This window comes from Pseudomonas sp. RC10 (assembly GCF_038397775.1).
Lineage (GTDB): Bacteria > Pseudomonadota > Gammaproteobacteria > Pseudomonadales > Pseudomonadaceae > Aquipseudomonas > Aquipseudomonas bambusae.
On record NZ_CP151650.1, the window covers coordinates 597,448 to 621,349 of the forward strand.

Genomic DNA, 23,902 nt, shown 5'->3' on the forward strand with positions numbered 1-23,902 from the left:
TTCCGGGCGCTTACGTCTTCTTGAGGTTTCCATGGCTGACCAAGGTTCGCCGCGCCGCTTTGCGCGCATCGATCGACTCCCCCCTTACGTGTTCAACATCACTGCCGAGCTGAAAATGGCTGCTCGTCGTCGTGGTGAGGACATCATCGACCTGAGCATGGGCAACCCCGATGGGGCAACGCCGCCGCATATCGTCGAAAAACTGGTCACCGTCGCCCAACGTGAAGACACTCACGGCTACTCGACTTCGCGTGGCATCCCGCGTCTGCGTCGGGCGATTTCCAGTTGGTACAAAACCCGGTACGAGGTCGACATCGACCCCGAAACCGAAGCCATCGTCACCATTGGCTCGAAAGAGGGCCTGGCACACCTGATGCTCGCCACCCTTGACCAAGGCGACACGGTGCTGGTGCCGAACCCCAGCTACCCGATCCACATCTATGGCGCCGTGATCGCAGGCGCTCAGGTGCGTTCGGTGCCGCTGGTGCCGGGCGTGGACTTCTTCGCCGAGCTGGAAAAGGCCATTCGTGGCTCGATCCCCAAGCCGAAGATGATGATTCTGGGCTTCCCGTCCAACCCGACCGCGCAGTGCGTCGAATTGGACTTCTTCGAACGTGTCGTCGCGCTGGCGAAGCAATACGACGTGCTGGTGGTGCACGACCTGGCCTACGCCGACATCGTCTACGACGGCTGGAAAGCCCCGTCAATCATGCAAGTGCCCGGCGCCAAGGACATCGCGGTGGAGTTTTTCACCCTGTCCAAGAGCTACAACATGGCGGGCTGGCGCATTGGCTTCATGGTCGGTAACCCCGAACTGGTGAATGCGCTGGCCCGAATCAAGAGCTACCACGACTACGGCACCTTCACGCCGCTGCAAGTGGCGGCGATTGCGGCACTGGAAGGCGACCAACAGTGCGTGCTCGACATCGCCGAGCAATACCGCCAACGCCGCAACGTGCTGGTCAAAGGTCTGCATGAACTGGGCTGGATGGTGGAGAACCCGAAGGCGTCGATGTACGTCTGGGCCAAGATTCCCGAAGCCTATGCACATTTGGGCTCGCTGGAATTCGCCAAGAAGCTGCTGCTCGAAGCCAAGGTCTGCGTCTCGCCGGGTGTCGGTTTTGGTGAATACGGCGACGATCACGTGCGTTTCGCCCTGATCGAAAACCAGGACCGGATTCGTCAGGCCGTGCGCGGTATTCGCGGGATGTTCCGGACCGACGGACTGCTCCCTGCAAAATCGGTCTGATTGCGACATTCGTTATTCCGCTTTTCACCTACAAGATCCCCGGCCCAGGCTGGGGATTCTTATTTGTGTGCTGCAATACGCCCTCTCTGTAGGAGCGTGGCTTGTCCCGCGACCTGCCGGGAACCGGCAGTAAAATCTGCTGACGCGACCTGTCTGGCACAGCGCATTCTGCGGATTTGCGACCGCTTCGCGCTCGATCGCGGGACAAGCCACGCTCCTACACGACAGGCGTCGCATCCAGACATTTCACACTCCCCGCAAAACCATGTCGTAAACGCGCCTTTGTGTGGCGTGCGTAGGCATCTGGCCTGTCTGCGTCGGCCCTACCATCGCTGCCAAGGGGTGATCCAAAAGCCCCAACACGACAATTCAGGCGCCGCGCCGCCGCTGGGAGAACCGCGATGTTCAGCAAGCAAGACCAAATCCAGGGTTATGACGATGCACTGTTGGCAGCGATGAATGCCGAAGATCAACGTCAGGAAGATCACATCGAGCTGATCGCCTCGGAGAACTACACCAGCAAGCGCGTGATGCAGGCTCAGGGCAGCGGCCTGACCAACAAATATGCCGAAGGCTATCCGGGCAAGCGTTACTACGGTGGCTGCGAGCACGTCGACAAGGTCGAGCAACTGGCCATCGACCGCGCCAAGCAACTGTTCGGTGCTGATTACGCCAACGTCCAGCCGCACTCCGGTTCGTCCGCCAACAGCGCGGTTTACCTGGCCCTGCTGCAAGCTGGCGACACCATTCTGGGCATGAGCCTGGCCCACGGCGGTCACTTGACCCACGGCGCCAAAGTGTCGTCCTCGGGCAAGCTCTACAACGCTGTTCAATACGGCATCGACACCACCACTGGCCTGATCGATTACGACGAAGTCGAGCGTCTGGCCGTTGAGCACAAGCCGAAAATGATCGTTGCCGGTTTCTCGGCTTACTCCAAGACCCTGGACTTCCCCCGCTTCCGCGCCATCGCTGACAAAGTCGGTGCCCTGCTGTTCGTCGACATGGCCCACGTGGCCGGTCTGGTCGCTGCCGGTCTGTACCCGAACCCGATTCCGTTCGCTGACGTGGTCACCACCACCACCCACAAAACCCTGCGCGGTCCACGTGGCGGTCTGATCCTGGCCAAAGCCAACGAAGAAATTGAAAAGAAACTGAACGCCGCTGTATTCCCGGGCGCTCAGGGCGGCCCGCTGATGCACGTCATCGCTGGCAAGGCCGTGTGCTTCAAGGAAGCCATGGAGCCAGGCTTCAAGGCTTATCAACAGCAAGTGATCGACAACGCCCAGGCCATGGCGCAGGTGTTCATCGATCGCGGTTATGACGTTGTGTCCGGCGGCACCGACAACCACCTGTTCCTCGTGAGCCTGATCCGTCAGGGCCTGACCGGTAAAGAAGCTGACGCCGCTCTCGGTCGTTCGCACATCACCGTGAACAAGAACGCCGTGCCGAACGATCCACAATCGCCGTTCGTGACTTCGGGCCTGCGTATCGGCACCCCGGCCGTCACCACCCGTGGTTTCAAAGTTACCCAATGCGTCACGCTGGCCGGCTGGATCTGCGACATTCTCGACAACCTCGGCGATGCCGATGTCGAGGCCAATGTTGCCAGCCAAGTCGCCGCGCTGTGCGCCGATTTCCCGGTTTACCGCTGAGTCAGGAGTCGCACCATGCAGCATTACTCGGGCTTCGGCCTCTTCAAACACTCCCTCAGCCACCACGAAAACTGGCAGCGCATGTGGCGCACGCCGACCCCTAAAAAGGTCTACGACGTGGTCATCGTGGGCGGTGGCGGTCACGGTCTGGCGACCGCGTACTACCTGGCCAAAGAGCACGGCATCACCAACGTGGCCGTGGTCGAAAAAGGCTGGCTGGGCGGCGGCAACACTGCCCGGAACACCACCATCGTGCGCTCCAACTACCTGTGGGACGAATCCGCTCACCTGTACGAACACGCGATGAAACTGTGGGAAGGCCTGTCCCAGGACCTGAACTACAACGTGATGTTCTCCCAGCGCGGCGTCTACAACCTGTGCCACACCCTGCAGGACATGCGTGATTCCGAGCGTCGTGTCAGCGCTAACCGCCTGAACGGCGTTGATGGCGAACTGCTCAACGGCAAACAGGTGGCGGAAGAAATCCCGTACCTGGACTGCTCGAAAAACACCCGTTACCCGATCATCGGCGCGACCGTTCAACGTCGCGGCGGTGTCGCCCGTCACGACGCCGTGGCCTGGGGCTTCGCCCGTGCCGCTGACGCTTTAGGCGTGGACCTGATTCAGCAAACCGAAGTTACCGGTTTCCGTAAGGAGAACGGCGTGTGCATCGGCGTTGAAACCAACAAAGGCTTCATCGGCGCCAAGCGCGTCGGCGTGGTGACCGCTGGTAACTCCGGTCACATGGCCAAGCTCGCAGGCTTCCGTCTGCCGGTCGAATCTCACCCGCTGCAAGCGCTGGTGTCCGAGCCGATCAAACCGATTATCGACAGCGTGATCATGTCCAACGCCGTCCACGGCTACATCAGCCAGTCCGACAAGGGCGACCTGGTGATCGGCGCCGGTATCGACGGGTGGGTTGGCTATGGTCAACGCGGTTCGTACCCGGTGATCGAGCACACCATTCAGGCCATCGTCGAGATGTTCCCGGTGCTGTCGCGCGTGCGCATGAACCGTCAGTGGGGCGGCATCGTCGACACCACGCCGGACGCCTGCCCGATCATCTCCAAGACGCCTGTGCCGAACATGTTCTTCAACTGCGGTTGGGGCACCGGCGGCTTCAAGGCCACTCCGGGTTCGGGCAACGTTTTCGCTGCCAGTCTGGCGAAAGGCGAAATGCATCCGTTAGCCAAACCGTTTTCCATCGACCGTTTCCACAACGGCGCACTCATCGACGAACACGGCGCTGCTGCCGTCGCCCACTAACAGGAGAAATCCCGATGCTTCATATCTTCTGTCCACACTGTGGCGAGCTGCGCTCCGAAGAGGAATTCCACGGTTCGGGTCAGGCTCACATTCCGCGTCCTCTGGACCCGGCTGCCTGCACCGACGAGCAGTGGGGCGACTACATGTTCTTCCGCGATAACCCGCGTGGCCTGCACCACGAGCTGTGGATTCACGCCGCCGGTTGCCGCCAGTACTTCAACGCCACGCGTGACACCGTGACTTACGAAATTCTCGAAACCTATCTGATTGGCACCAAGCCACAGTTCGTGAACCCTGTGCCTGCGGTCGGAAAGGGAGACAAAGCATGAGCCAGTCCAATCGTCTGCCCAATGGTGGCCGCATCGACCGCAGCAAGGTCCTGAACTTCAACTTCAACGGCCAGACCTATCAAGGCTTTGAAGGCGACACCCTGGCCGCAGCCCTGCTGGCCAACGGCGTTGATGTCATCGGCCGCAGCTTCAAATATTCGCGTCCTCGCGGCATCTTCGCGGCAGGTTCCGAAGAGCCGAACGCAGTGCTGCAGATCGGCGCGACCGAAGCTACCCAGATCCCGAACGTGCGCGCCACGCAACAAGCGCTGTACTCGGGCCTGGTCGCCACCAGCACCAACGGCTGGCCAAGCGTGAACACCGACATGATGGGGATTCTCGGCAAGGTCGGCGGCAAGCTGATGCCACCGGGCTTCTACTACAAAACCTTCATGTACCCGCAATCGTTCTGGATGACCTACGAGAAGTACATTCGTAAGGCCGCCGGTCTTGGCCGTTCCCCGACCGAAAACGATCCGGACACCTACGACAACATGAACCACCACGCCGACGTGCTGGTGGTTGGCGCAGGCCCTGCTGGCCTGGCGGCGGCACTGGCGGCTGCACGCAGCGGCGCCCGTGTGATCGTGGCTGACGAACAGGAAGAATTCGGTGGCAGCCTGCTGGATTCCCGCGAAAGCCTCGACGGCAAGCCCGCCGCTGAGTGGGTCGCGACCGTCGTTGCCGAGCTGAAAGGCCTGGCCAACGTGGTCCTGCTGCCGCGCGCTACCGTGAACGGCTACCACGACCACAACTTCCTGACCATTCACGAGCGTTTGACCGATCACCTCGGCGACCGTGCACCGATTGGCCAAGTACGTCAGCGTCTGCACCGCGTTCGCGCCAAGCGCGTCGTGCTGGCGACCGGTACTCACGAACGTCCGCTGGTCTACGGCAACAACGATGTGCCGGGCAACATGCTGGCCGGTGCCGTTTCGACGTATGTCCGCCGTTATGGTGTGGCACCGGGCAAGAAATTGGTCCTGTCCACCAACAACGACTACGCCTACCGTGTGGCGCTGGACTGGCTCGACGCCGGTCTGCAAGTGATTGCCGTCGCCGATGTGCGTCACAACCCACGTGGCGCGCTGGTCGAAGAAGCCCGTGCCAAAGGCATCCGCATCCTGACCGGCAGCGCCGTGATCGAAGCTCGCGGCAGCAAGCGCGTCAGCGGTGCCCGCGTGGCCGCGATTGACGTGAAAGCGCACAAAGTTACCAGCCCAGGCGAATGGCTTGATTGCGACCTGATCGCCAGCTCCGGTGGTTACAGCCCGATCGTTCACCTGGCCTCCCACTTGGGCGGCAAGCCGGTCTGGCGTGAAGACATCCTCGGTTTCGTGCCGGGTGAAGCCCCTCAGAAACGCGTCTGCGTGGGCGGGATCAACGGCGTTTACGCGCTCGGCGACGCGCTGGCTGACGGTTTCGAAGGCGGCGTGCGAGCAGCCACTGAAGCCGGTTTCCAACCTGTAGAGGGTGTTATCCCGAAAGCGTTGAGCCGCGTGGAAGAGCCTACCTTGGCGATCTTCCAGGTGCCGCACGAGAAAGGCACGTCCCGCGCGCCGAAGCAATTCGTCGACCTGCAAAACGACGTCACCGCCGCCGCCATCGAACTGGCGACCCGCGAAGGCTTCGAGTCGGTCGAGCACGTAAAACGCTACACCGCGCTGGGCTTCGGCACCGATCAGGGCAAACTGGGCAACGTCAACGGTCTGGCCATCGCGGCCCGTTCGCTGAACGTCACCATCCCTGAGATGGGCACCACCATGTTCCGCCCGAACTACACGCCGATCACCTTCGGTGCGATTGTCGGTCGTCACTGCGGCCACATCTTCGAGCCTGTGCGCTTCACCGCGCTGCACGCCTGGCACGTCAAGAACGGCGCCGAATTCGAAGACGTCGGTCAGTGGAAACGTCCGTGGTACTTCCCGAAAGCCGGTGAAGACATCCATGCTGCCGTGCGCCGCGAATGCAAAGCCGTGCGCGATAGCGTCGGCCTGCTGGACGCCTCGACCCTCGGCAAGATCGACATTCAAGGCCCGGATGCGCGTGAGTTCCTGAACCGCATCTACACCAACGCCTGGACTAAGCTCGATGTGGGCAAGGCGCGTTACGGCCTGATGTGTAAAGAAGACGGCATGGTCTTCGACGACGGTGTCACCGCTTGCGTCGCTGACAACCACTTCATCATGACCACCACCACGGGCGGCGCTGCGCGCGTCCTGCAATGGCTGGAAATCTATCAGCAGACCGAATGGCCGGACCTGAAGGTGTACTTCACCTCAGTGACCGACCACTACGCGACCCTGACCCTGTCGGGCCCGAACAGCCGCAAGCTGCTCGACGAAGTGACCGACATCGACCTGGGCCGTGAAGCCTTCCCGTTCATGACCTGGAAGGAAGGTCTGGTCGGTGGTGTCCCGGCACGTGTGTTCCGGATTTCCTTCACCGGTGAGCTTTCCTACGAAGTGAACATCCAGGCTGACTACGCCATGGGCGTTCTGGAAAAAATCGCTGAAGCGGGCAAGAAGTACAACCTGACCCCGTACGGCACTGAAACCATGCACGTACTGCGTGCGGAGAAGGGCTTCATCATCGTCGGCCAGGACACCGACGGCTCGATGACTCCGGACGACCTGAACATGGGCTGGTGTGTCGGTCGCACCAAACCGTTCTCGTGGATCGGTCAGCGCGGCATGAACCGTGAAGACTGCGTGCGTGATCAGCGCAAGCAACTGGTTGGCCTCAAGCCAATCGACCCGAACAAATGGCTGCCGGAAGGCGCGCAACTGGTGTTCGACCCTAAACAGTCGATCCCGATGACGATGGTCGGTCACGTGACGTCGAGCTACGCGGCGAACTCGCTGGGTTACTCGTTCGCCATGGGCGTGGTCAAGGGCGGTCTGAAGCGCATGGGCGAACGCGTGTTCTCGCCACAGGCGGATGGCAGCGTGATCGAGGCGGAAATCGTTTCCTCGGTGTTCTTCGATCCGAAGGGCGACCGGCAGAACGTGGAGTAAGCCTGCGGGCTTGTTGAAATCCCTGTAGGAGTGAGCTTGCTCGCGATTACGTCAGATCAGACCCAGATGCGGTGACTGACACAATGCATTCGCGAGCAAGCTCACTCCTACAGGGGCCGTGTTCACCGCTATAACAGAATTCAAGACAGGTGCTCTATGACCACAGCCAACGTTTACCAACAGCGGCCAACGACCGACGCTAAAGTCGAGTCGCCTCTGTTTCACGCCGACCTGAAAAGCCTGGTCGGCAAGGGCCGCACCAACCCAGGTGTGGTGCTGCGCGAGAAAAAACTGCTGGGCCACCTGACCATTCGTGGCGATGCCCATGATCCGGCCTTCGCTGCCGGTGTTCACAAAGCGCTGGGCATGGAATTGCCTGCCGCGTTGACGCTGGTTTCCAGCGGCGACAGTTCGATCCAGTGGATGGGTCCGGATGAGTGGCTGCTGATCGTGCCAACCGGCGAAGAGTTCGCTGTCGAGCAGAAACTGCGTGAAGCGCTTGCAGGCTTGCACATTCAGGTGGTCAACGTGTCCGGCGGCCAATCCATTCTGGAGCTGACCGGCCCGAACGTGCGCGACGTGCTGATGAAATCCACCAGCTACGATGTACACCCAAGCAACTTCCCGGTCGGAAAGGCCGTCGGCACGGTGTTCGCCAAGTCGCAATTGGTGATCCGTCGTACGGGCGAAGAGACGTGGGAGCTGCTGATCCGCCGCAGCTTCTCCGATTACTGGTGGCTGTGGCTGCAGGATGCGAGCGCCGAGTACGGTCTCGGCATCGCTGTTTGATTCTGTAGAAGCGCTCGCCCGCGATATGGCAGGTTTCACGAAAATCATTGGCTGGACCTATTGCTATCGCGAGCAGGCTCACTCCTACGGGGCATGTGATCACCTGTAGGAGTGAGCTTGCTCGCGAAGGCGTCATATCAAGCGCTATAGCTTCAACTGATTGACACAAACAGGAGCAACACCCCATGAGCCGCGCCCCCGATACCTGGATTCTGACCGCCGACTGCCCCAGCGTGCTGGGCACGGTGGATGCGGTGACGCGCTTTCTGTTCGAGCAGGGCTGCTACGTCACCGAGCACCATTCGTTCGATGACCGGCTGTCCAGCCGCTTTTTCATTCGCGTTGAATTCCGTCAGCCCGACGGCTTCGACGAGGCATCTTTTCGCGCGGGCCTGACCGAACGTGCCGCAGCCTTTGGCATGAACTTCGAGCTGACGGCGCCGAATTACCGCCCAAAAGTGGTGATTATGGTCTCCAAGGCCGATCACTGCCTGAACGACCTACTCTACCGTCAGCGCATCAATCAACTGTCGATGGACGTGGTCGCCGTGGTCTCCAACCACCCCGATCTCGAACCACTGGCGCGCTGGCACGACATTCCCTACTACCATTTCCCACTCGACCCCAACGACAAGCCTGCGCAGGAAGCGAAGGTCTGGCAGGTAATCGAGGAATCCGGCGCGGAGCTGGTGGTGCTTGCCCGTTACATGCAAGTGCTGTCGCCGGAGCTGTGCCGCAAGCTCGATGGCAAGGCGATCAACATTCACCACTCGCTGCTGCCGGGCTTCAAGGGCGCCAAGCCGTATCACCAGGCCTACAACAAAGGCGTGAAACTGGTCGGCGCAACGGCGCATTACATCAACAACGATCTGGACGAAGGTCCGATCATCGCCCAGGGCGTCGAGGTGGTAGACCACAGTCACTACCCCGAAGACCTGATCGCCAAGGGCCGCGACATCGAAGGCCTGACCCTGGCGCGAGCGGTGGGTTATCACATTGAACGGCGTGTGTTCCTCAACGCCAACAGGACAGTCGTCCTCTAACCTGTAGGAGCGAATTCATTCGCGATGCGGGAGTACAACCGATAGAGATGCAGGGGATGTACGGGCCTCTCGCGAATGAATTCGCTCCTACAGGGACAAGCGTTCCTTCAGATGGACGCGAATATTTTCAAACGAATCACCCAGAGCAACCATTGCGTTGCAGCAACACCCAAGCAACGCAGTTATCCGCTACACAGCTGTATCCATAACAACAATTCAGCGAGGTGAAAGCATGTCTGGTAATCGTGGTGTGGTGTATCTCGGCGCAGGCAAAGTCGAAGTACAGAAGATCGACTATCCCAAAATGCAGGACCCGCGTGGGAAGAAGATCGAGCACGGTGTCATCCTGCGCGTGGTGTCCACCAACATCTGTGGCTCCGACCAACACATGGTTCGCGGCCGTACAACTGCCCAGGTTGGTCTGGTGCTGGGCCATGAGATCACCGGTGAAGTGGTCGAAAAGGGCACTGGCGTCGAAAACCTGAAGATCGGTGATCTGGTTTCCGTTCCTTTCAACGTGGCGTGCGGCCTGTGCCGTTCCTGCAAAGAGCAACACACCGGCGTGTGCCTGACCGTCAACCCGGGCCGTCCGGGTGGTGCTTACGGCTATGTCGACATGGGCGACTGGACCGGCGGCCAAGCTGAATACGTCCTCGTTCCATACGCTGACTTCAACCTGCTCAAGCTTCCTGATCGCGACAAGGCCATGGAAAAAATCCGTGACCTGACCTGCCTTTCCGACATTCTGCCGACTGGCTATCACGGTGCTGTCACTGCCGGTGTAGGCCCAGGCAGCTCGGTGTACATCGCCGGTGCCGGTCCTGTCGGTCTGGCGGCGGCCGCTTCGGCTCGTCTGTTGGGCGCGGCGGTCGTCATCGTCGGTGACGTTAACCCTGTTCGTCTGGCGCACGCCAAGGCTCAGGGCTTCGAAATCGCTGACCTGTCCACCGACACCCCACTGCACGAACAGATCGCCGCATTGCTGGGCGAGCCTGAAGTGGACTGCGCCGTCGATGCCGTGGGCTTTGAAGCCCGTGGTCATGGTCACGCGGGCGTCAAGGAAGAAGCACCCGCCACCGTGCTCAACTCCCTGATGGGCGTCGTGCGCGTCGCGGGCAAGATCGGTATCCCTGGCCTGTACGTCACTGATGATCCGGGCGCTGTCGATGCGGCCGCGAAAATGGGCAGCCTGAGCATTCGCTTTGGTCTGGGCTGGGCGAAATCCCACAGCTTCCACACCGGTCAGACCCCGGTCATGAAGTACAACCGTCAACTGATGCAAGCCATCATGTGGGATCGCATCAACATCGCTGAAGTGGTAGGCGTGCAAGTCATCAGCCTCGACGATGCGCCACGCGGTTACGGCGAGTTCGACGCAGGCGTTCCGAAGAAATTCGTGATCGACCCGCACAAACTGTTCAGCGCGGCGTAAGCCAGCTCGCGGTAACTGAAAAGGCGACCTTCGGGTCGCCTTTTTTGTGCGCGATGAATGGCGCAAAGCCTCGCGGCGACGCTGTATTCGGCAGATGTTTCATGGTATTAACACGCACCTATTCAACAAGGATGTGAGTGGTTTCATGGTGATCGACGCGCTGAAGATGTCCCTGCAGGGTTACGCTGTTCTCGGCTTCGTGTTGTACCTGATTGGCGCGGTGGCGATCTTCTCGCTCTTCGCCGTCGCCTATACCCGCCTGACCCCCCATGCCGAATTTGCGCTGATCCGCGAGGGCAACACGGCAGCCTCCATCGCGTTGTCAGGCGCGCTGATCGGTTTTGCGATTCCGGTCGCCAGCGTCATCTCCCATTCGATTTCCCTCCTCGACTTTCTCGTCTGGGCGCTGATCGCGTCCGTTGTGCAATTGCTGGTGTTCGGCGGCGTGAGCTTCGTGCTCAAAGGCCTTTCGCGCCGTATCGAAAGCGGTGAGATCGCCGCTGCGGTGTTCGTCGCCGCCATCTCCATCAGCATCGGGCTGCTCAACGCGGCCTGCATGACGCCGTCTGCCTGAGGAGTCGCCATGAAACGCAGCAAAAGCATTCGGCTGGCCGCGCTGGGCAGCCTTTCGCTGGCGTTGACCGCGTGCGACAGCGGCAAGCGCCCGATGAAAACCGTCAGCGAAACCAGGCAATACGAAAACCTCGAAGCCTGCACCAAAGCAGGTGTGGCGACAGACGTTTGTATCGACGCGTACACCGCTGCGTATGAGCTGCATCGCAACCGGGCGCCGTCCTACGACAGCTACGCCGATTGTGAAGCGGACTACGACGTCGGTATGTGCACCGAGCGCTCGAACAACGGGCGGATCATGCCGGTCTCCAGCGGTTTTGCCGTGACGACGCAACGCGAAGTGCCCGCCGATGAGCCAGCGACCTCGTCCGGTGGCGGCAGTGGGGGCGGAGGCGGTGGGCATGGCTCCGGCGGCTTCTGGCGCTGGCTCAGTTACGGCGATGACGGCCCGCGTTATTACAGCGAGCCGCTGTACCGTGAGCGTGTCGGGATCGATCAATCGCGGCTGGTTTCGTTGAATCAGCAGCTCAGCGAAGGCAAGACGTTCCCCAAAGCCAAAAACGGGCGCTTCAAGGTCTCCAGTCCTGAGTCGTTCTCCACCAGCGTGAAGCTGTCCGGCGCTGAGCCCATTCGCGTGAGCCGGGGCGGTTTTGGCGCCCGTGGCGGCTCTGGCGGCTGAGGACGCGTTCGATGAAAAGAATCCGAATCGCGCCGCGCCCGGACTGGCGAGAGACCGCTGAGCAGTTTGGCTTCGGTTTCCACACGTTCGACGGCGAGCCTTACTGGGACGAGTCTGCGTATTACCAGTTCTCGCTGGCGCAGATCGAGAACGACCTGGAGGACCCCACGCGGGAAATCCATGAGATGTGCCTGGACCTCGTCGCGCGGGTGGTGGACAGCGAGGAGTTGCTTGAAAGGCTGGCGATCCCTACGCAATACCGCGACTTCGTTCGGCGTTCGTGGAAGGAACGGCAGCCTCATTTATATGGCCGGATGGACCTCAGCTACGACGGCCACGGCCCGGCCAAGCTGTTGGAGACCAACTACGACACGCCGACGTCGTTGTACGAGGCGAGCTTCTTTCAGTACTTGTGGCTCGACCAGCAGATTCAGCGCGGCCAACTGCCCTCTGAGTCGGATCAGTTCAACAGTCTGGAAGAAAAGCTGACTGATCTGTTTCGCGGCTTGCCCATCGAAACCCCGTTTTATTTCTCGTCCGTGAAAGGCTCGGTCGAGGATCGTGGCACGGTGGAATACTTGCGAGACATCGCCCGTGAAGCCGGGCTACAGACCCACCTGATCGACATCGAAGACATCGGCCTGGACACGCGTGGCAGATTCGTCGATGAGTCGAACGCGCCGATCAGCAGGCTGTTCAAACTGTACCCATGGGAGCACATGTTTCAGGAGCAATTCGGTGCTGCCATCGAGAAGAGTGGCACGCTGTTCATCGAGCCTGCGTGGAAGTCGATCCTCTCGAACAAAGGCGCGCTGGCGCTGCTGTGGGAATTGCACGAAGGGCATCCGAACCTGCTGCCGACCTTCTTCGACGCCGATCCGACTCAGCCACTGGCCAACGGCTGGGTGCGCAAACCGTTCTTCTCCCGCGAAGGCGCCAACATCGACATCCGCACGGACAATGGCCGCAGGGTTTATCAGAACGGCCCTTATGGCTCAGGCCCGAGCGTGCTGCAGAAATTTCACCCGCTGCCTTGTTTCGATGGCCATTACACCGTCATCGGCAGCTGGATGATTGGCGATCAGCCTGCCGGGATCGGCATTCGCGAGGATGATTCGTTGATTACCAAGGACACCAGCCGCTTTCTGCCGCACATCATTCGATGATTGTGGATGACTGAACAGGGCGACCTTCGGGTCGCCTTTTTTACGTCTGGCGTAGGGCGAAGCCTTGGGCGATGTAAGGCGTTTCTGTGATTGCCTCGGGAATTTTTGATTTCTATTCCCGCTTGTTTCTAGAGGTGTGATCGCGTGCTATTTGTCTGCCCGGTTTTTTCTGGGTGCGGATACAGCATGTCGATGGGGGCGTTGAAAGCAGGGTTTCTCGTGGGGATTGGCCTCGGGTTGATTGCCGTGCCCGCCGTGTTGGCCAAGGCGGATTCGGACGCGCAAGCGCCGCGCTGGATTTCCTCAGTGGTCTTCTTCGAAAACGCCAACGCCTGCCAGTGGGCGGGTGTGCCTGCGCAGATTTGCCAATCCGGTTATCGCTCTGCCTACCGCCAGCACGTTCGAATCGCACCGGCTTATCAGGACGAAGCCAGCTGTGAAGCCGATTTCGTTCCGGGGGAATGTTTTGTCGGTGGCGTGTCACGTCTGTGGACGCCGTGGCTGTCGGGATTTGCCTTGATCACTCACGCGCAATTGCCGCCTGGCAAAGCGCATGAAGCGTTTGCCAGCGTCAGTCAGTCGTGGTCACAGCGATTGCTGGGTGTGAGTGAAGCGCCGGAGCCTGCGACACAGGTGCGCTATTTCAGCGAGCCGCTGTACTGGGAGCGTGATCATCAGGGCGGCGCTCGCCTGACGACCCTGCGAGAAAAACTGCGCAATGGGGAGCGCTTCGCCAACGCCTTCAGCAAACGCCCGCCAGTCCAGTCGGGTTCGGTGTTATGGACCCGTCAGTTGGCGCGGTTTTTCGAGCCGCAACGCCTGATTGACGTTGCGATTCCCTGAGCCGCGCTTACAGCGACGCCAACTGGCCTTTGTACAGAATCGGTCCGGTCGGCTTGCCTGACGGCGAGCCCCCTTTCGGTTCCAGCGTGATCGCCATCGTCGTTTGCCCGCTCAGCAATTTGCGCTGAGCATCGCTCAAGTCCACGCGTCCTTTGCCGTCGTCGGGAATCACGCCCAGCGAGACAGGCACGCCATCCAGCGGAATCGCCCACAGCTCTAGACTGCGGCCCGGATCGACCGAGGCTACGGCCACTGGCTCCACTTTCAGATAGCGCTCGAACGCCTGAACGGTCAGGGCTGGCTGTTGGTCGTTGGCCACCAGTGTGGCGTTGAAGTCCGGTTTGTCGCGGGTGTAGATCACGCCCACGATGATCGCGACCAACAGCGAGCAGGCGACAGCGGCCACGCGCATCCAACTCCAGAACGAGCGTTTTTCCGGCACGTGCAGACGCTGCGGTTCAATGCGCGCGACGATCTGTTGCCACACGCGCTCAGGCACCGGTTCTGGCCGCAACTCCGTCGTCAGCCCGACCAGGCTTTCCTGCCACTGAGCGACTTCAGCGCGCAGGTTTGGATCGTCCAGCAGCAGGCTTTCGAAGCGCCTGCGGGCGGTCGAGGGCATCAGGCCGATGGCGTAGTCGGCGGCGAGGGCACGGCGCAATTCAGGCTGAAGGTAATTCATGATTCAAGGCACCTGCGCAGACGCTCCATGCCTCGGCGAATCCACGATTTGACCGTGCCCAGCGGCGCGGCCAGCTGCGTGACCAGATCGCCATGCGACGCGCCGTGAAAATACGCGGTGATAATCGATTGGCGCTGCATGCCGTCCAAGGTGTCGAGGCAGCGACGCAGCGCCGTGGCATCGCGCAGGCTTTCCATCTGCTCATGAGCCGATGGCGCCTCATCGAACAGGGCTTGCACTTGCTCGTCGGTCAGCGGGTCTTCACGGTGTTTGCGCAGTTGGTCGATGGCCTTGTTGCGCGTGATGCTGACCATCCAGGTCATCGGCGCCGAGAGGCTCGGCTCGTATTGCGACGCGCTGTTCCAGATACGCACGAAGGCTTCCTGCAACACATCCTCGGCCTGATCGCGATGGCCCATGCAACGCAACGCCACTGCGAACAATTGGCCGGACACCTTGCGGTAGAGGGTTTCGAACGCCCGGCGATTGCCCAGCGAACATTGCGCCAGCAGTTGCCGGAGTTCATCGGCGTCGACAGAAGAGATAAGCGTGCTCCCGGCATGGGTTCGGCGACGGCCACGCAGGTGGCCAGAATGCTGGCAGATTAGTCCAGGTTGAGCCGCAGTTCCATTCACCGTTTTTACTCGCGAAAAGGAATCGGGAGCGCCACCGCCCATCGGGCAGGACAGTGCGCGCGTTTTCGTCCATGCAGGGGATACGTCGCGGCGGATCAACTGGATGCACGGCAAACGCAGATATTTCGCAGGCTCTGCGGATTCTGGCGGGTTTGAACTTCCATCGGGGCAGCGGTCCAACGCGGAGTTACGCCGGCCCCGGCCGGTTCTTTTGCATGTGAGGTTGGCTCAATGAACGTTTCACTGAAAAACGCACGCGGCGCTGTTCTGGCGACCCTGATGGCACTGGCGGCAACCCCGGTTTTCGCTTTCAACTTGAACGATGCAGCCAATGCTGTTTCCGGCGCCACCGGCGGCCAACAAAAAGCCACCGCAGCCCCTGAGGCCGCCGGACTGCTCAACACCCTCGGCACCCAACTGAACGTCACCCCGCAGCAAGCCGTCGGCGGCACCGGCGCACTGCTGGGTCTGGCCAAGAACAAGCTCTCTGGCAATGACTACTCGCAACTGAGCCAGTCCGTCCCCGGCCTTGATCAACTCGCCGGCACCTCTGCACTCGGCAGCCTCGGCGGGTTGGGCGGCATGCTCGGCAACTCCGGCAGCCAATCAGCCGTCAACAACGCACTGGGCAACGTGCAAAGCATGGGCGACGTGACCAAAGCCTTCGGCGCACTGGGCATGGACGGCAACATGGTCGGTCAGTTCGTCCCGGTGATCCTGCAATACCTGGGTCAGCAAGGCGCAAGCGGCTCGGCGTTGTCAGCGTTGGGTGGGGTGTGGGGGGCGAAGTAGTTGTCTCTATGCCACCGCGCCTCTACGGCCGGATCTATGGGGCGCACGTAGTCGGGATCATCGGTACAGGCGGCACGCCTTTGTCGCCTGACCGTTCTTTCGCGAATGAATTCGCTCCCACAGTTAAGCCAGCGGCAGGCCTTCATTCCTCCGTTGCACAGACTTCTGTAGGCGCGAATTCAACCGCGATCGGGTGGTGGGTTCGGTAAATGTCTATCGACCTTCAACTCTGTGATCGATCCCCACGCAACTCAGCAATCCTCGCGTTTTTCTCGGTCCACAGCCGGTTCACCCAGTCCTGCACGTATTCGCGAAACACCGGGTCGTTTTCGTAATCGCCTCGCCACAGGGCGGGGTCGAGTTCGCGGGTTTTGATGTCGATGATGACCCTTGGCACTTGCCCTGAGATCAAGTCCCAAAAACCGGGAATGCGGTCGCCGGGGTACACGACGGTGACGTCCAGCACGGCGTCCAGCTGTTCACCCATCGCGGCCAGCACGAAGGCTACGCCACCGGCCTTGGGGCGGAGCAGGTAGGAGTGGGGCGATGCCTGTTCCGCGTGTTTGGCGGGTGTGAAACGCGTGCCTTCCAGGTAATTCACGATGGTGACGGGCTGGCGCTTGTACAGCTCGCAGGCCTCCTTGGTGATTTCCAGGTCTTTGCCTTTCAGCTCGGGATTCTTCGCCAGGAACGCCTTGGTGTAGCGCTTCATGAACGGGTAGTCGAGCGCCCACCACGCGAGACCGAGAAACGGCACCCAGACCAGCTCTTTCTTGAGAAAGAATTTGAAGAACGGCGTCCGGCGATTCAACGCCTGCACCAGCGCTGGAATGTCGACCCACGATTGATGATTGCTGATCACCAGATACGACGTGTCGTCGCGCAGGCCCTGGTCGCCGTTGATCTCCCAGCGCGTCGGAATGCACAGCTTGAAGATCAGCTTATTGACCTCGGCCCACGTCTCGGCAATCCACATCACCGCCCACGAACAGCGGTCTCGCATCTCGCTCTGGAACACCAGTTTCAGTAGCGCGAAGACCATCAATGGCCCGAACAGCACCAGGGTGTTGAGCAGAAGCAGGAGCGTGACAGCAATTCCGGTGAGCAGGTGACGCATAAATCACTCAGGGTCGAGGGCAGGGGTGGGCATGATAAGCAGCTTGGTTCAGGTAGCCAAATCCGGCCAGCGCTGACAAATGTTTCACTCGGTTATCGATAGCCTGACTTCTTTCTTTGTAAGCGAACGAACCCCAAAGTTGCGGTCTAAAATCGGGCTCGTGCAACGCCCACCCATTGCGAGGAACCTGTTACGTGAAATCCCTTCTGGCGCTTCTGTCTCTGCTGGCGTTGCCTGTCATGGCCGCCGAACCGACGTTGTACGGTCGCTACGAGTACATTCAGGTTTCGGAATTCGGCGAAACCTTCAAGGCCAAGATGGACACCGGCGCGCTCACTGCCTCGTTGTCGGCCAAGGATATCGAGCTGTTCAAGCGTGATGGCGATGACTGGGTGCGCTTCCGTCTGGCCACCAAAGACGCTGATAACAAGGTCTACGAACACAAGGTGTCGCGCATCAGCCGCATCAAAGGCCGGTCCGATGGCGATGATGACGATGAGCCGGTCGATCCGACCAAACGCCCGGTGGTGGACCTGGAGCTTTGCCTCGGCAACGTCAAGCGCACCGTCGAGGTGAACCTGGTGGACCGAAGCCATTTCAACTACCCGTTGCTGATCGGCGCCAAGGCCTTGCGTGAATTCGGCGCGGCCGTGAACCCGGCCCGTCGTTACACCGCTGACAAGCCCGAGTGCTGATGAAGCCGTAGCGCCGATTGACGTACGGACCTGATATCCGGCACCGTTCCGGCTTTACGCCAAGTGCTCGGATGCCATGCCCCACATTCTGATTGTCGAAGATGAAGCCGCCATCGCCGATACCCTCGTCTATGCCTTGCAGGGCGAGGGTTTCACCACCACGTGGCTGGCGCTGGGGCTGGCGGCCGTCGAGTATCAGCGTGCGACACCTGCCGATCTGGTCATCCTCGACATCGGTTTGCCCGACATCAGCGGCTTCGAAACCTGCAAGCAACTGCGCCGTTTCACCGAAGTGCCGGTGATGTTTCTGAGTGCTCGCGATGGTGAAATCGACCGGGTGGTGGGGCTTGAAATCGGCGCGGACGATTACGTCGTCAAGCCTTTCAGCCCCCGGGAAGTCACCGCGCGGGTTCGGGCGATTCTCAAGCGTATGTCACCACGCATCGATCCCTCGGCCTCCAGCAATGGTCATTTTTTGATCGACGCGGATCGCGTGCTCATCACCTATCGCGGGCAACCGCTTGGCCTCACGCGTCACGAATTTCGGCTGTTGCAGTGCTTGCTGGAACAACCCCAGCGGGTATTCAGTCGCGAGCAATTGCTCGACGCGTTGGGCGTGCCCAGCGATGCGGGCTATGAGCGCAGCATCGACAGCCACATCAAGAGCGTGCGCGCCAAACTGCGCATGATTGCGCCCGATGCGGAGCCGATCCAGACCCATCGTGGCTTGGGGTACAGCTACAGCCCGGAGCGCAGCTGATGCGCCTGAGCATCCGGATTTTTCTGGTCTATGCGCTGTTCATCGGCCTGACCGGCTATTTCGTGCTCAGTACCGTGATGAAGGAAGTCCGTCCCGGCGTTCGTCAGTCCACAGAGGAAACCTTGGTCGACACGGCCAACCTGCTGGCCGAAGTGCTGCGTGAAGACGTCAAGAACGGCACTTTGAGCCAGAGCCATTTCCCCGAGGTGTTGAAGGCCTATGGTCTGCGTCAGCCCGGCGCGACGATCTGGGGCTTGCCGAAGAATCAGGTCAACAACCGGGTCTACGTGACCGACGCCAAAGGCATCGTGCTGCTCGACTCCAGCGGCGAAGCGGTGGGGCAGGATTACTCGCGCTGGAACGACGTCTACCTGACCTTGCGAGGCGAGTACGGCGCGCGTTCGACGCGCCTCGATCCACACAATCCGGACTCGTCCGTGATGCACGTCGGCGCGCCGATTCGTGACGGCGGCCAGATCATCGGCGTCGTGACCGTCGCCAAACCCAACAGCTCGCTCCAACCCTATGTGGACCGGACCGAGCGACGCTTGCTCTGGTACGGCGCGGGGCTGGTGGTGTTGGGGCTGTTATTCGCCGCGCTGCTGTCGGGTTGGCTGAGCCACTCCTTACGTCGGCTGACGAGCTACGCGCAGTCTGTGAGTGAAGGGCGACGCGCCGAGCTGCCGCATTACCGGGGCGGCGAGTTGGCGCAACTCTCACACGCGGTGGAGCACATGCGCACACAGCTTGAGGGCAAGGCCTACGTCGAACGGTATGTGCATACGCTGACTCACGAGCTGAAAAGCCCGTTGGCCGCCATTCGTGGGGCAGCGGAATTGCTCCACGAAGACATGCCGTCCGAGCAACGTCGGCGTTTCATCTGCAATATCGACAACGAGAGCGCACGGATGCAGCAGTTGATCGAGCGGCTCCTGCACCTGGCGATGGTCGAGCAACGCCAGGCGCTGGAAGAGTCTGTCAGCGTACCTGTTGCGGAATTGATCGATGACGTTCTCGCGGCCCAAAGTGGGCGCATCGAGCGCAAACGGCTGAAGATCGAGCAGTCGATTGGGCCGGACGTCAGCGTCACGGGCGAACGTTTTCTGTTACGTCAGGCGTTCGCCAATCTGGCGGAGAACGCGCTGGACTTCACTCCGGGCGAGGGCACATTGCGCTTTTCTGCCGAGCGAGCAGGTGGGCGGCTGCGTGTCAGTCTGTTCAACAGCGCCGAAGCCATTCCCGACTACGCACTGCCTCGCCTGAGTGAGCGCTTTTATTCACTGCCAAGGCCTGACAGCGGCCGTAAAAGCACGGGGCTTGGACTCAATTTCGTTGAGGAAGTGGTGCAGCTGCACGGCGGTGAACTGCACATTGGAAATGTTGAAGGCGGCGTTCTGGTGAGCGTTCTTCTGTAGCCGATCTCCACACAAACTCCACATTCACCCCATCATTCCTCCACACGGGCTTCTCACACTCTTCCTATCAAAAACCGGGAGAGTCACATGAACAAAGGCGTGTCGTTGTACAAACTGGGGATGATCGGGCTGCTGATGCTGCTCTTGTTGATCCCGCTGATGATGATCAACGGGATCATTCAGGACCGGCAGAGTCGGCGCAATGTTGTGATCCACGACATCGCTCGCAGTTCCAGTTATAGCCAGCAACTGACCGGCCCTGTGCTGATCGTGCCGTATCGCAGGACCGTTCAGGCGTCTCGCCGCAGCGAGGTCACTCAACAACGTTACGAGGAGCCTGTCGAAGAGCGAGGGCGGCTGTATTTTCTCCCCGATGAATTCACCCTCAACGGCAAGGTGCAGACCGAGGTGCGCGCTCGGGGTATTTACGAGGCGCGGCTCTACCATGCGACCAACACGATCGCGGGCAATTTCGTTTTGCCTGAACGTTTCGGGTTAGGCGACGAATACAAGAATTACCATTTCGACGAGCCGTTCCTGGCGGTGGGTATCAGCGATGTTCGTGGCATCGAAAATGATCTGAAGCTCAACCTTGACGGCAAGACATTCGATTTCGTGCCCGGCACCGATGTCCCGCTGCTCGGCGAGGGCGTCAGGGTCATGCTGCCGACGGAAAATGGCGCTGAGAAAACGACACTGAGTTTCGCCTTCGACCTGCGCCTGCAAGGCACCGGGCAGCTTCAGGTCACGCCCGTTGGCAAATCCAGCCGAGTGGAGCTTTCTGCGGATTGGCCGCACCCCAGCTTCATCGGCAATTTCCTGCCCAGCGCTCGCAACGTGTCCGACACGAATTTCAATGCCACTTGGGAAACCTCATTCTTCTCAACCAACTTGCAAGACATTCTTAATCGCTGCCCGGCGTCGAAAATCTGCACTGAGCTCACGTCACGCAGCTTCGGCGTCAGCTTCATCTCGCCGGTCGATCAATACCTCAAGGCAGATCGCTCGATCAAATACGCGCTGCTGTTCATCGCGCTGACGTTTGCCGGTTTCCTGCTGTTCGAAGTGCTCAAGGGGTTGGCCGTGCACCCGGTTCAATACGCCCTGGTCGGTGCGGCGCTGGCGCTGTTTTACCTGCTGCTGTTGTCGCTGTCGGAGCACATCGGCTTTGGAGTCGCCTATCTGATCTCAGCAACGGTCTGCGTCGCGCTCATCAGCTTTTATGTCTCCCACGTGCTGGGTAGCGTGGCGCATGGGACGGGGTTCGGCATTGGGCTGGGCACGTTGTACGCGCTGCTTTATGGGTTGCTCAGCGCCGAGGATTACGCACTGCTGATGGGCTCGTTGCTGTTGTTCGGTTTGCTGGTGGTGTTCATGGTGTTGACTCGCAAACTTGATTGGTACGCGATCGCTCAGCGACCGGCTAAACCTGTCGAACCCGTGCTGGAGGTGGCCAAATGAGTCGCTGGTTGGGGTTGCGGGAGGATCAGCGAGTGGGCCGTGGGCTGTCCCTGGAAATCGGGCGTTGGTTGACGCTGGATACCTGTGGGGGTGAATTTCAACGCGAGAGGCCGGTACAACCGACGGGTTTACGGGCCACGAGCCTTTTTTCGCGATTGAACTCGCTGCCGCAGGGGCCGATTGATCTGCAAAGAGACTAAACGGGTGTCTGGGTCTCCAGCATCGATGGACGCTGGCTGATCTCGTAATACCAGCTGGCCAGGCGGGGATAGGTGCTGCGCCAGCCCAGGTCGGGTTGGCGGAAGTCCAGATAGCCCAACCCGCTGGCGAGGCTGATCGACGCGATGTCGAAACGCGCACTCAGCTCAGTTACCGCTTCGGTTTCGAAATAGGAAAGCGATCGGGCGATTTTTTCGCTCTGGTTTTCGAGCCAGTCATTCCACTGTTTCTCCTCGGGGCGAAGAAAGGTCTCGTAGCGGATCAATACAGCTGCGTCGAGAATAGCGTCGGCCAGTGACGCCAGTGTCAACCGTCGCCAGCGCGACGGGCCTTCGCGGGGGATCAGCGGGTTACCGACGTGTTGATGGTCCAGATAATCGAGGATCACCCGGCTGTCGTGGATGACGTTGTCGTCGGCGAGGACCAGCGCGGGGATTTTGCCGGAAGGGTTGTCGTGACACACCTCGGGATTGGGATTGACGGGCGTGACATTGACCGGCTTGAGGTGGACTCTCCCTGTCTGTCCCGTTTCGTGGAGCAGAATCAGCACCTTGCGCGAGAACGGCGAGGCCGGGTTGAAATACAGCGTCATGCTGGGGGACATGGACATTCCTCTGAGCGAACTGGCCCTAAGACTAGTCAGGGCCAGTGCCCCGCGCAATGTTCGACCGGGTTTCGCTGGATCGGCAGTCAAGCCCGTCGCCGCACCATCAATCCCTTGAGGCTCAACCAGGCCGGAATGCCCATGCCGACCCATGACAGCACGTCCCACGCGCCATCACCCAGCAGCGCGGCGAACAGGCCGGCGGCGGTGAGTGCGGCGATCCATGTCGGTTTGGCGAAGGTCTTCCAGAAGGCCGAGTGCTTCTTGTGCCGGGTCATGCTGCCTCCACTGCCTGATGAACATTGGCCGTTGTCGCCGCTTTACGCCGCACCCACCACAGGTACACGCCACTGCCCAGCACGATGATGGTCAGCACATCCAGCACGCCCCACAGGATTTTCATCGGCATGCCGCCGTAATCGCCGAAGTGGAGCGGTTGCGACAGCAGTAGCGCGTCCATGTACCACGGGCTGCTGACGATGGCTGTGACGGTCAGGTCTTTCGCGTCGATCAGCACGGGTGTCAGCAAGTGCGAGGTCAGGTGCGTGTCGCCCTTCATGAACACTGAGTAGTGGTGCTCGCTGGAAAAGCGCGAGCCGGGAAACGCGATAAACGAAGGCTCAGCGCCCGGCACCGTGGTCTTGGCGATGTCCAGTAAGCGCGTGGCGGGCGCGCGGTCGGTCAGCGGCGGGGCGTCCTTGTAGGGCGCGACCATCGCGGCGAGTGAGTCGTTGCGCCATTGCGCGATCACCAGGTCTGCGCAGGCGTTGAGCACGCCGGTGATGCCGACCACGGAGGCCCACGTCAGGGTCACCACACCAATGAGGTTGTGCAGATCGAGCCAGCGCACGCGGGTCGATTTGTTCGGGCGCACGGTGGCGAAATCCAGTCGGCGCATGAACGGCGCATACAGCACTACGCCTGAAATAATCGCTAATACAAAAAGCAGCCCCATGAAGGCGAGTAGCAGCTTTCCGGGCAGCCCGGCGTACATGTCCACATGCAAACGCAGCATCACCATCATGAAACCGCCGTTGGCTGACGGTGTTTCAACCGCTTCGCCAGTGCGGGCGTCGAGCATGAAGGTATGGGTATCGTTAGGGTCGCCACCCGCCGTCTTGCCCATGTACGCATAGATGCCGTTGGGCTCGTCTTCGTCCCAGCCGAAGTATTGGACGACCTCGCCAGGGCGATGGGCTTCGGCGGCTTTTACCAGTTGCTGGAGGTCCATGCGCGGCGTATCGGCGGGCATTTCCTTGATTTCAGGGGCATCGCCGAGCAGGTGATCGATCTCATGATGAAACACCAGCGGCAGGCCGGTGATCGACAGCATCAGCAGAAACAGCGTGCAAATCAGGCTGCTCCACGTGTGGATGAACGACCAGCGGCGGATGGTTTGGCTCTTCATGGTGCGGGTACCGGGTTTAAGCGAAAGCAAAAGGGCCGCTGTTGCGAGCGGCCCTTGTTGTACAGTTTCGAGA

General features: G+C 60.5%; 23 protein-coding genes. 17 read left to right on the top strand and 6 right to left on the bottom strand.

Translation table 11 applies throughout. The features are described 5' to 3' along the window. Positions 1-31 precede the first annotated feature (31 nt). From alaC to AAEO81_RS02725, 12 genes are all read left to right on the top strand, one after another. Entirely contained in the window at positions 32-1,249 is a 1,218-nt protein-coding gene (gene alaC, locus AAEO81_RS02670; RefSeq protein ID WP_341961458.1) for an alanine transaminase, read from the top strand. Between the two features lie 401 nt (positions 1,250-1,650). Beyond that, a complete protein-coding gene (locus AAEO81_RS02675; protein ID WP_166595675.1) occupies positions 1,651-2,904 on the top strand; it encodes a serine hydroxymethyltransferase in 1,254 nt (417 codons plus the stop codon). Positions 2,905-2,919: 15 nt separating this feature from the next. Further along, complete coding sequence (locus AAEO81_RS02680) at positions 2,920-4,170, top strand: sarcosine oxidase subunit beta family protein (protein ID WP_062385335.1); 1,251 nt, start codon at positions 2,920-2,922, stop codon at positions 4,168-4,170. Positions 4,171-4,184: 14 nt separating this feature from the next. Next, entirely contained in the window at positions 4,185-4,499 is a 315-nt protein-coding gene (locus AAEO81_RS02685) for a sarcosine oxidase subunit delta (protein WP_166595674.1), read from the top strand. Further along, positions 4,496-7,516: a sarcosine oxidase subunit alpha gene (locus tag AAEO81_RS02690; protein ID WP_341961460.1), complete on the top strand. Its 3,021-nt coding sequence runs from the start codon at positions 4,496-4,498 to the stop codon at positions 7,514-7,516. Before AAEO81_RS02685 ends, AAEO81_RS02690 begins: the two co-directional genes overlap by 4 nt. A 156-nt stretch (positions 7,517-7,672) precedes the next feature. Next, positions 7,673-8,305, top strand: a complete 633-nt coding sequence (gene soxG / locus AAEO81_RS02695; RefSeq protein WP_341961461.1) for a sarcosine oxidase subunit gamma family protein — start codon at positions 7,673-7,675, stop codon at positions 8,303-8,305. Positions 8,306-8,490: 185 nt separating this feature from the next. Next, the gene (purU, locus tag AAEO81_RS02700) at positions 8,491-9,348 is read left to right on the top strand and encodes a formyltetrahydrofolate deformylase (RefSeq protein ID WP_166595671.1); all 858 of its coding nucleotides are present in this window, start codon (positions 8,491-8,493) and stop codon (positions 9,346-9,348) included. Between the two features lie 232 nt (positions 9,349-9,580). Next, positions 9,581-10,780, top strand: coding sequence for a formaldehyde dehydrogenase, glutathione-independent (gene fdhA / locus AAEO81_RS02705; protein ID WP_166595670.1), 1,200 nt, complete (start codon positions 9,581-9,583; stop codon positions 10,778-10,780). A 148-nt stretch (positions 10,781-10,928) separates the two neighbouring features. Then, positions 10,929-11,354, top strand: a complete 426-nt coding sequence (locus AAEO81_RS02710) for a DUF350 domain-containing protein (RefSeq protein WP_178115728.1) — start codon at positions 10,929-10,931, stop codon at positions 11,352-11,354. A gap of 9 nt (positions 11,355-11,363) precedes the next feature. Beyond that, positions 11,364-12,032, top strand: coding sequence for a DUF1190 domain-containing protein (locus AAEO81_RS02715; RefSeq protein WP_341961462.1), 669 nt, complete (start codon positions 11,364-11,366; stop codon positions 12,030-12,032). Between the two features lie 11 nt (positions 12,033-12,043). Beyond that, positions 12,044-13,198 (top strand): glutathionylspermidine synthase family protein, encoded by a 1,155-nt coding sequence (locus tag AAEO81_RS02720; RefSeq protein ID WP_341961464.1) that lies wholly within the window; start codon positions 12,044-12,046, stop codon positions 13,196-13,198. A 186-nt stretch (positions 13,199-13,384) separates the two neighbouring features. After that, positions 13,385-14,041, top strand: coding sequence for a DUF1190 domain-containing protein (locus AAEO81_RS02725; RefSeq protein WP_341961465.1), 657 nt, complete (start codon positions 13,385-13,387; stop codon positions 14,039-14,041). 7 nt (positions 14,042-14,048) lie between these two features. Here AAEO81_RS02725 and AAEO81_RS02730 read toward each other — a convergent pair whose 3' ends face one another. Further along, positions 14,049-14,723, bottom strand: a complete 675-nt coding sequence (locus AAEO81_RS02730; protein ID WP_341961467.1) for an anti-sigma factor — start codon at positions 14,721-14,723, stop codon at positions 14,049-14,051. Further along, positions 14,720-15,358: a sigma-70 family RNA polymerase sigma factor gene (locus tag AAEO81_RS02735; protein ID WP_341961468.1), complete on the bottom strand. Its 639-nt coding sequence runs from the start codon at positions 15,356-15,358 to the stop codon at positions 14,720-14,722. Before AAEO81_RS02735 ends, AAEO81_RS02730 begins: the two co-directional genes overlap by 4 nt. 243 nt (positions 15,359-15,601) lie before the next feature. Here AAEO81_RS02735 and AAEO81_RS02740 point away from each other — a divergent pair, with 243 nt between their 5' ends. Next, the gene (locus AAEO81_RS02740; RefSeq protein ID WP_341964448.1) at positions 15,602-16,150 is read left to right on the top strand and encodes a DUF2780 domain-containing protein; all 549 of its coding nucleotides are present in this window, start codon (positions 15,602-15,604) and stop codon (positions 16,148-16,150) included. Between the two features lie 223 nt (positions 16,151-16,373). Here the strand turns inward: AAEO81_RS02740 and AAEO81_RS02745 are convergent, their stop codons facing one another. Next, positions 16,374-17,267 carry an acyltransferase gene (locus AAEO81_RS02745; protein WP_341961469.1) on the bottom strand — a complete coding sequence of 298 codons (894 nt, stop codon included), beginning with the start codon at positions 17,265-17,267 and terminating at the stop codon, positions 16,374-16,376. Positions 17,268-17,461: 194 nt separating this feature from the next. On the opposite strand from AAEO81_RS02745, the gene AAEO81_RS02750 reads away from it, so the two are divergent. From AAEO81_RS02750 to creD, 4 genes are all read left to right on the top strand, one after another. Continuing rightward, positions 17,462-17,962, top strand: coding sequence for an ATP-dependent zinc protease (locus AAEO81_RS02750; protein ID WP_166595662.1), 501 nt, complete (start codon positions 17,462-17,464; stop codon positions 17,960-17,962). Between the two features lie 76 nt (positions 17,963-18,038). Continuing rightward, positions 18,039-18,722 (top strand): two-component system response regulator CreB, encoded by a 684-nt coding sequence (gene creB, locus AAEO81_RS02755; protein ID WP_341961472.1) that lies wholly within the window; start codon positions 18,039-18,041, stop codon positions 18,720-18,722. Further along, entirely contained in the window at positions 18,722-20,137 is a 1,416-nt protein-coding gene (gene creC, locus AAEO81_RS02760) for a two-component system sensor histidine kinase CreC (protein ID WP_341961473.1), read from the top strand. Before creB ends, creC begins: the two co-directional genes overlap by 1 nt. A gap of 87 nt (positions 20,138-20,224) precedes the next feature. After that, a complete protein-coding gene (gene creD / locus AAEO81_RS02765) occupies positions 20,225-21,598 on the top strand; it encodes a cell envelope integrity protein CreD (protein ID WP_341961475.1) in 1,374 nt (457 codons plus the stop codon). Positions 21,599-21,794: 196 nt separating this feature from the next. On the opposite strand, the gene AAEO81_RS02770 is transcribed toward creD, so the two are convergent. From AAEO81_RS02770 to AAEO81_RS02780, 3 genes are all read right to left on the bottom strand, one after another. Continuing rightward, complete coding sequence (locus AAEO81_RS02770; protein ID WP_341964449.1) at positions 21,795-22,409, bottom strand: glutathione S-transferase family protein; 615 nt, start codon at positions 22,407-22,409, stop codon at positions 21,795-21,797. A gap of 98 nt (positions 22,410-22,507) precedes the next feature. Then, positions 22,508-22,699, bottom strand: a complete 192-nt coding sequence (locus AAEO81_RS02775; protein ID WP_341961477.1) for a hypothetical protein — start codon at positions 22,697-22,699, stop codon at positions 22,508-22,510. Continuing rightward, entirely contained in the window at positions 22,696-23,829 is a 1,134-nt protein-coding gene (locus AAEO81_RS02780) for a PepSY-associated TM helix domain-containing protein (RefSeq protein WP_341961479.1), read from the bottom strand. The genes AAEO81_RS02775 and AAEO81_RS02780 overlap by 4 nt, the downstream gene beginning before the upstream one ends. Between the last annotated feature and the right edge of the window lie 73 nt (positions 23,830-23,902).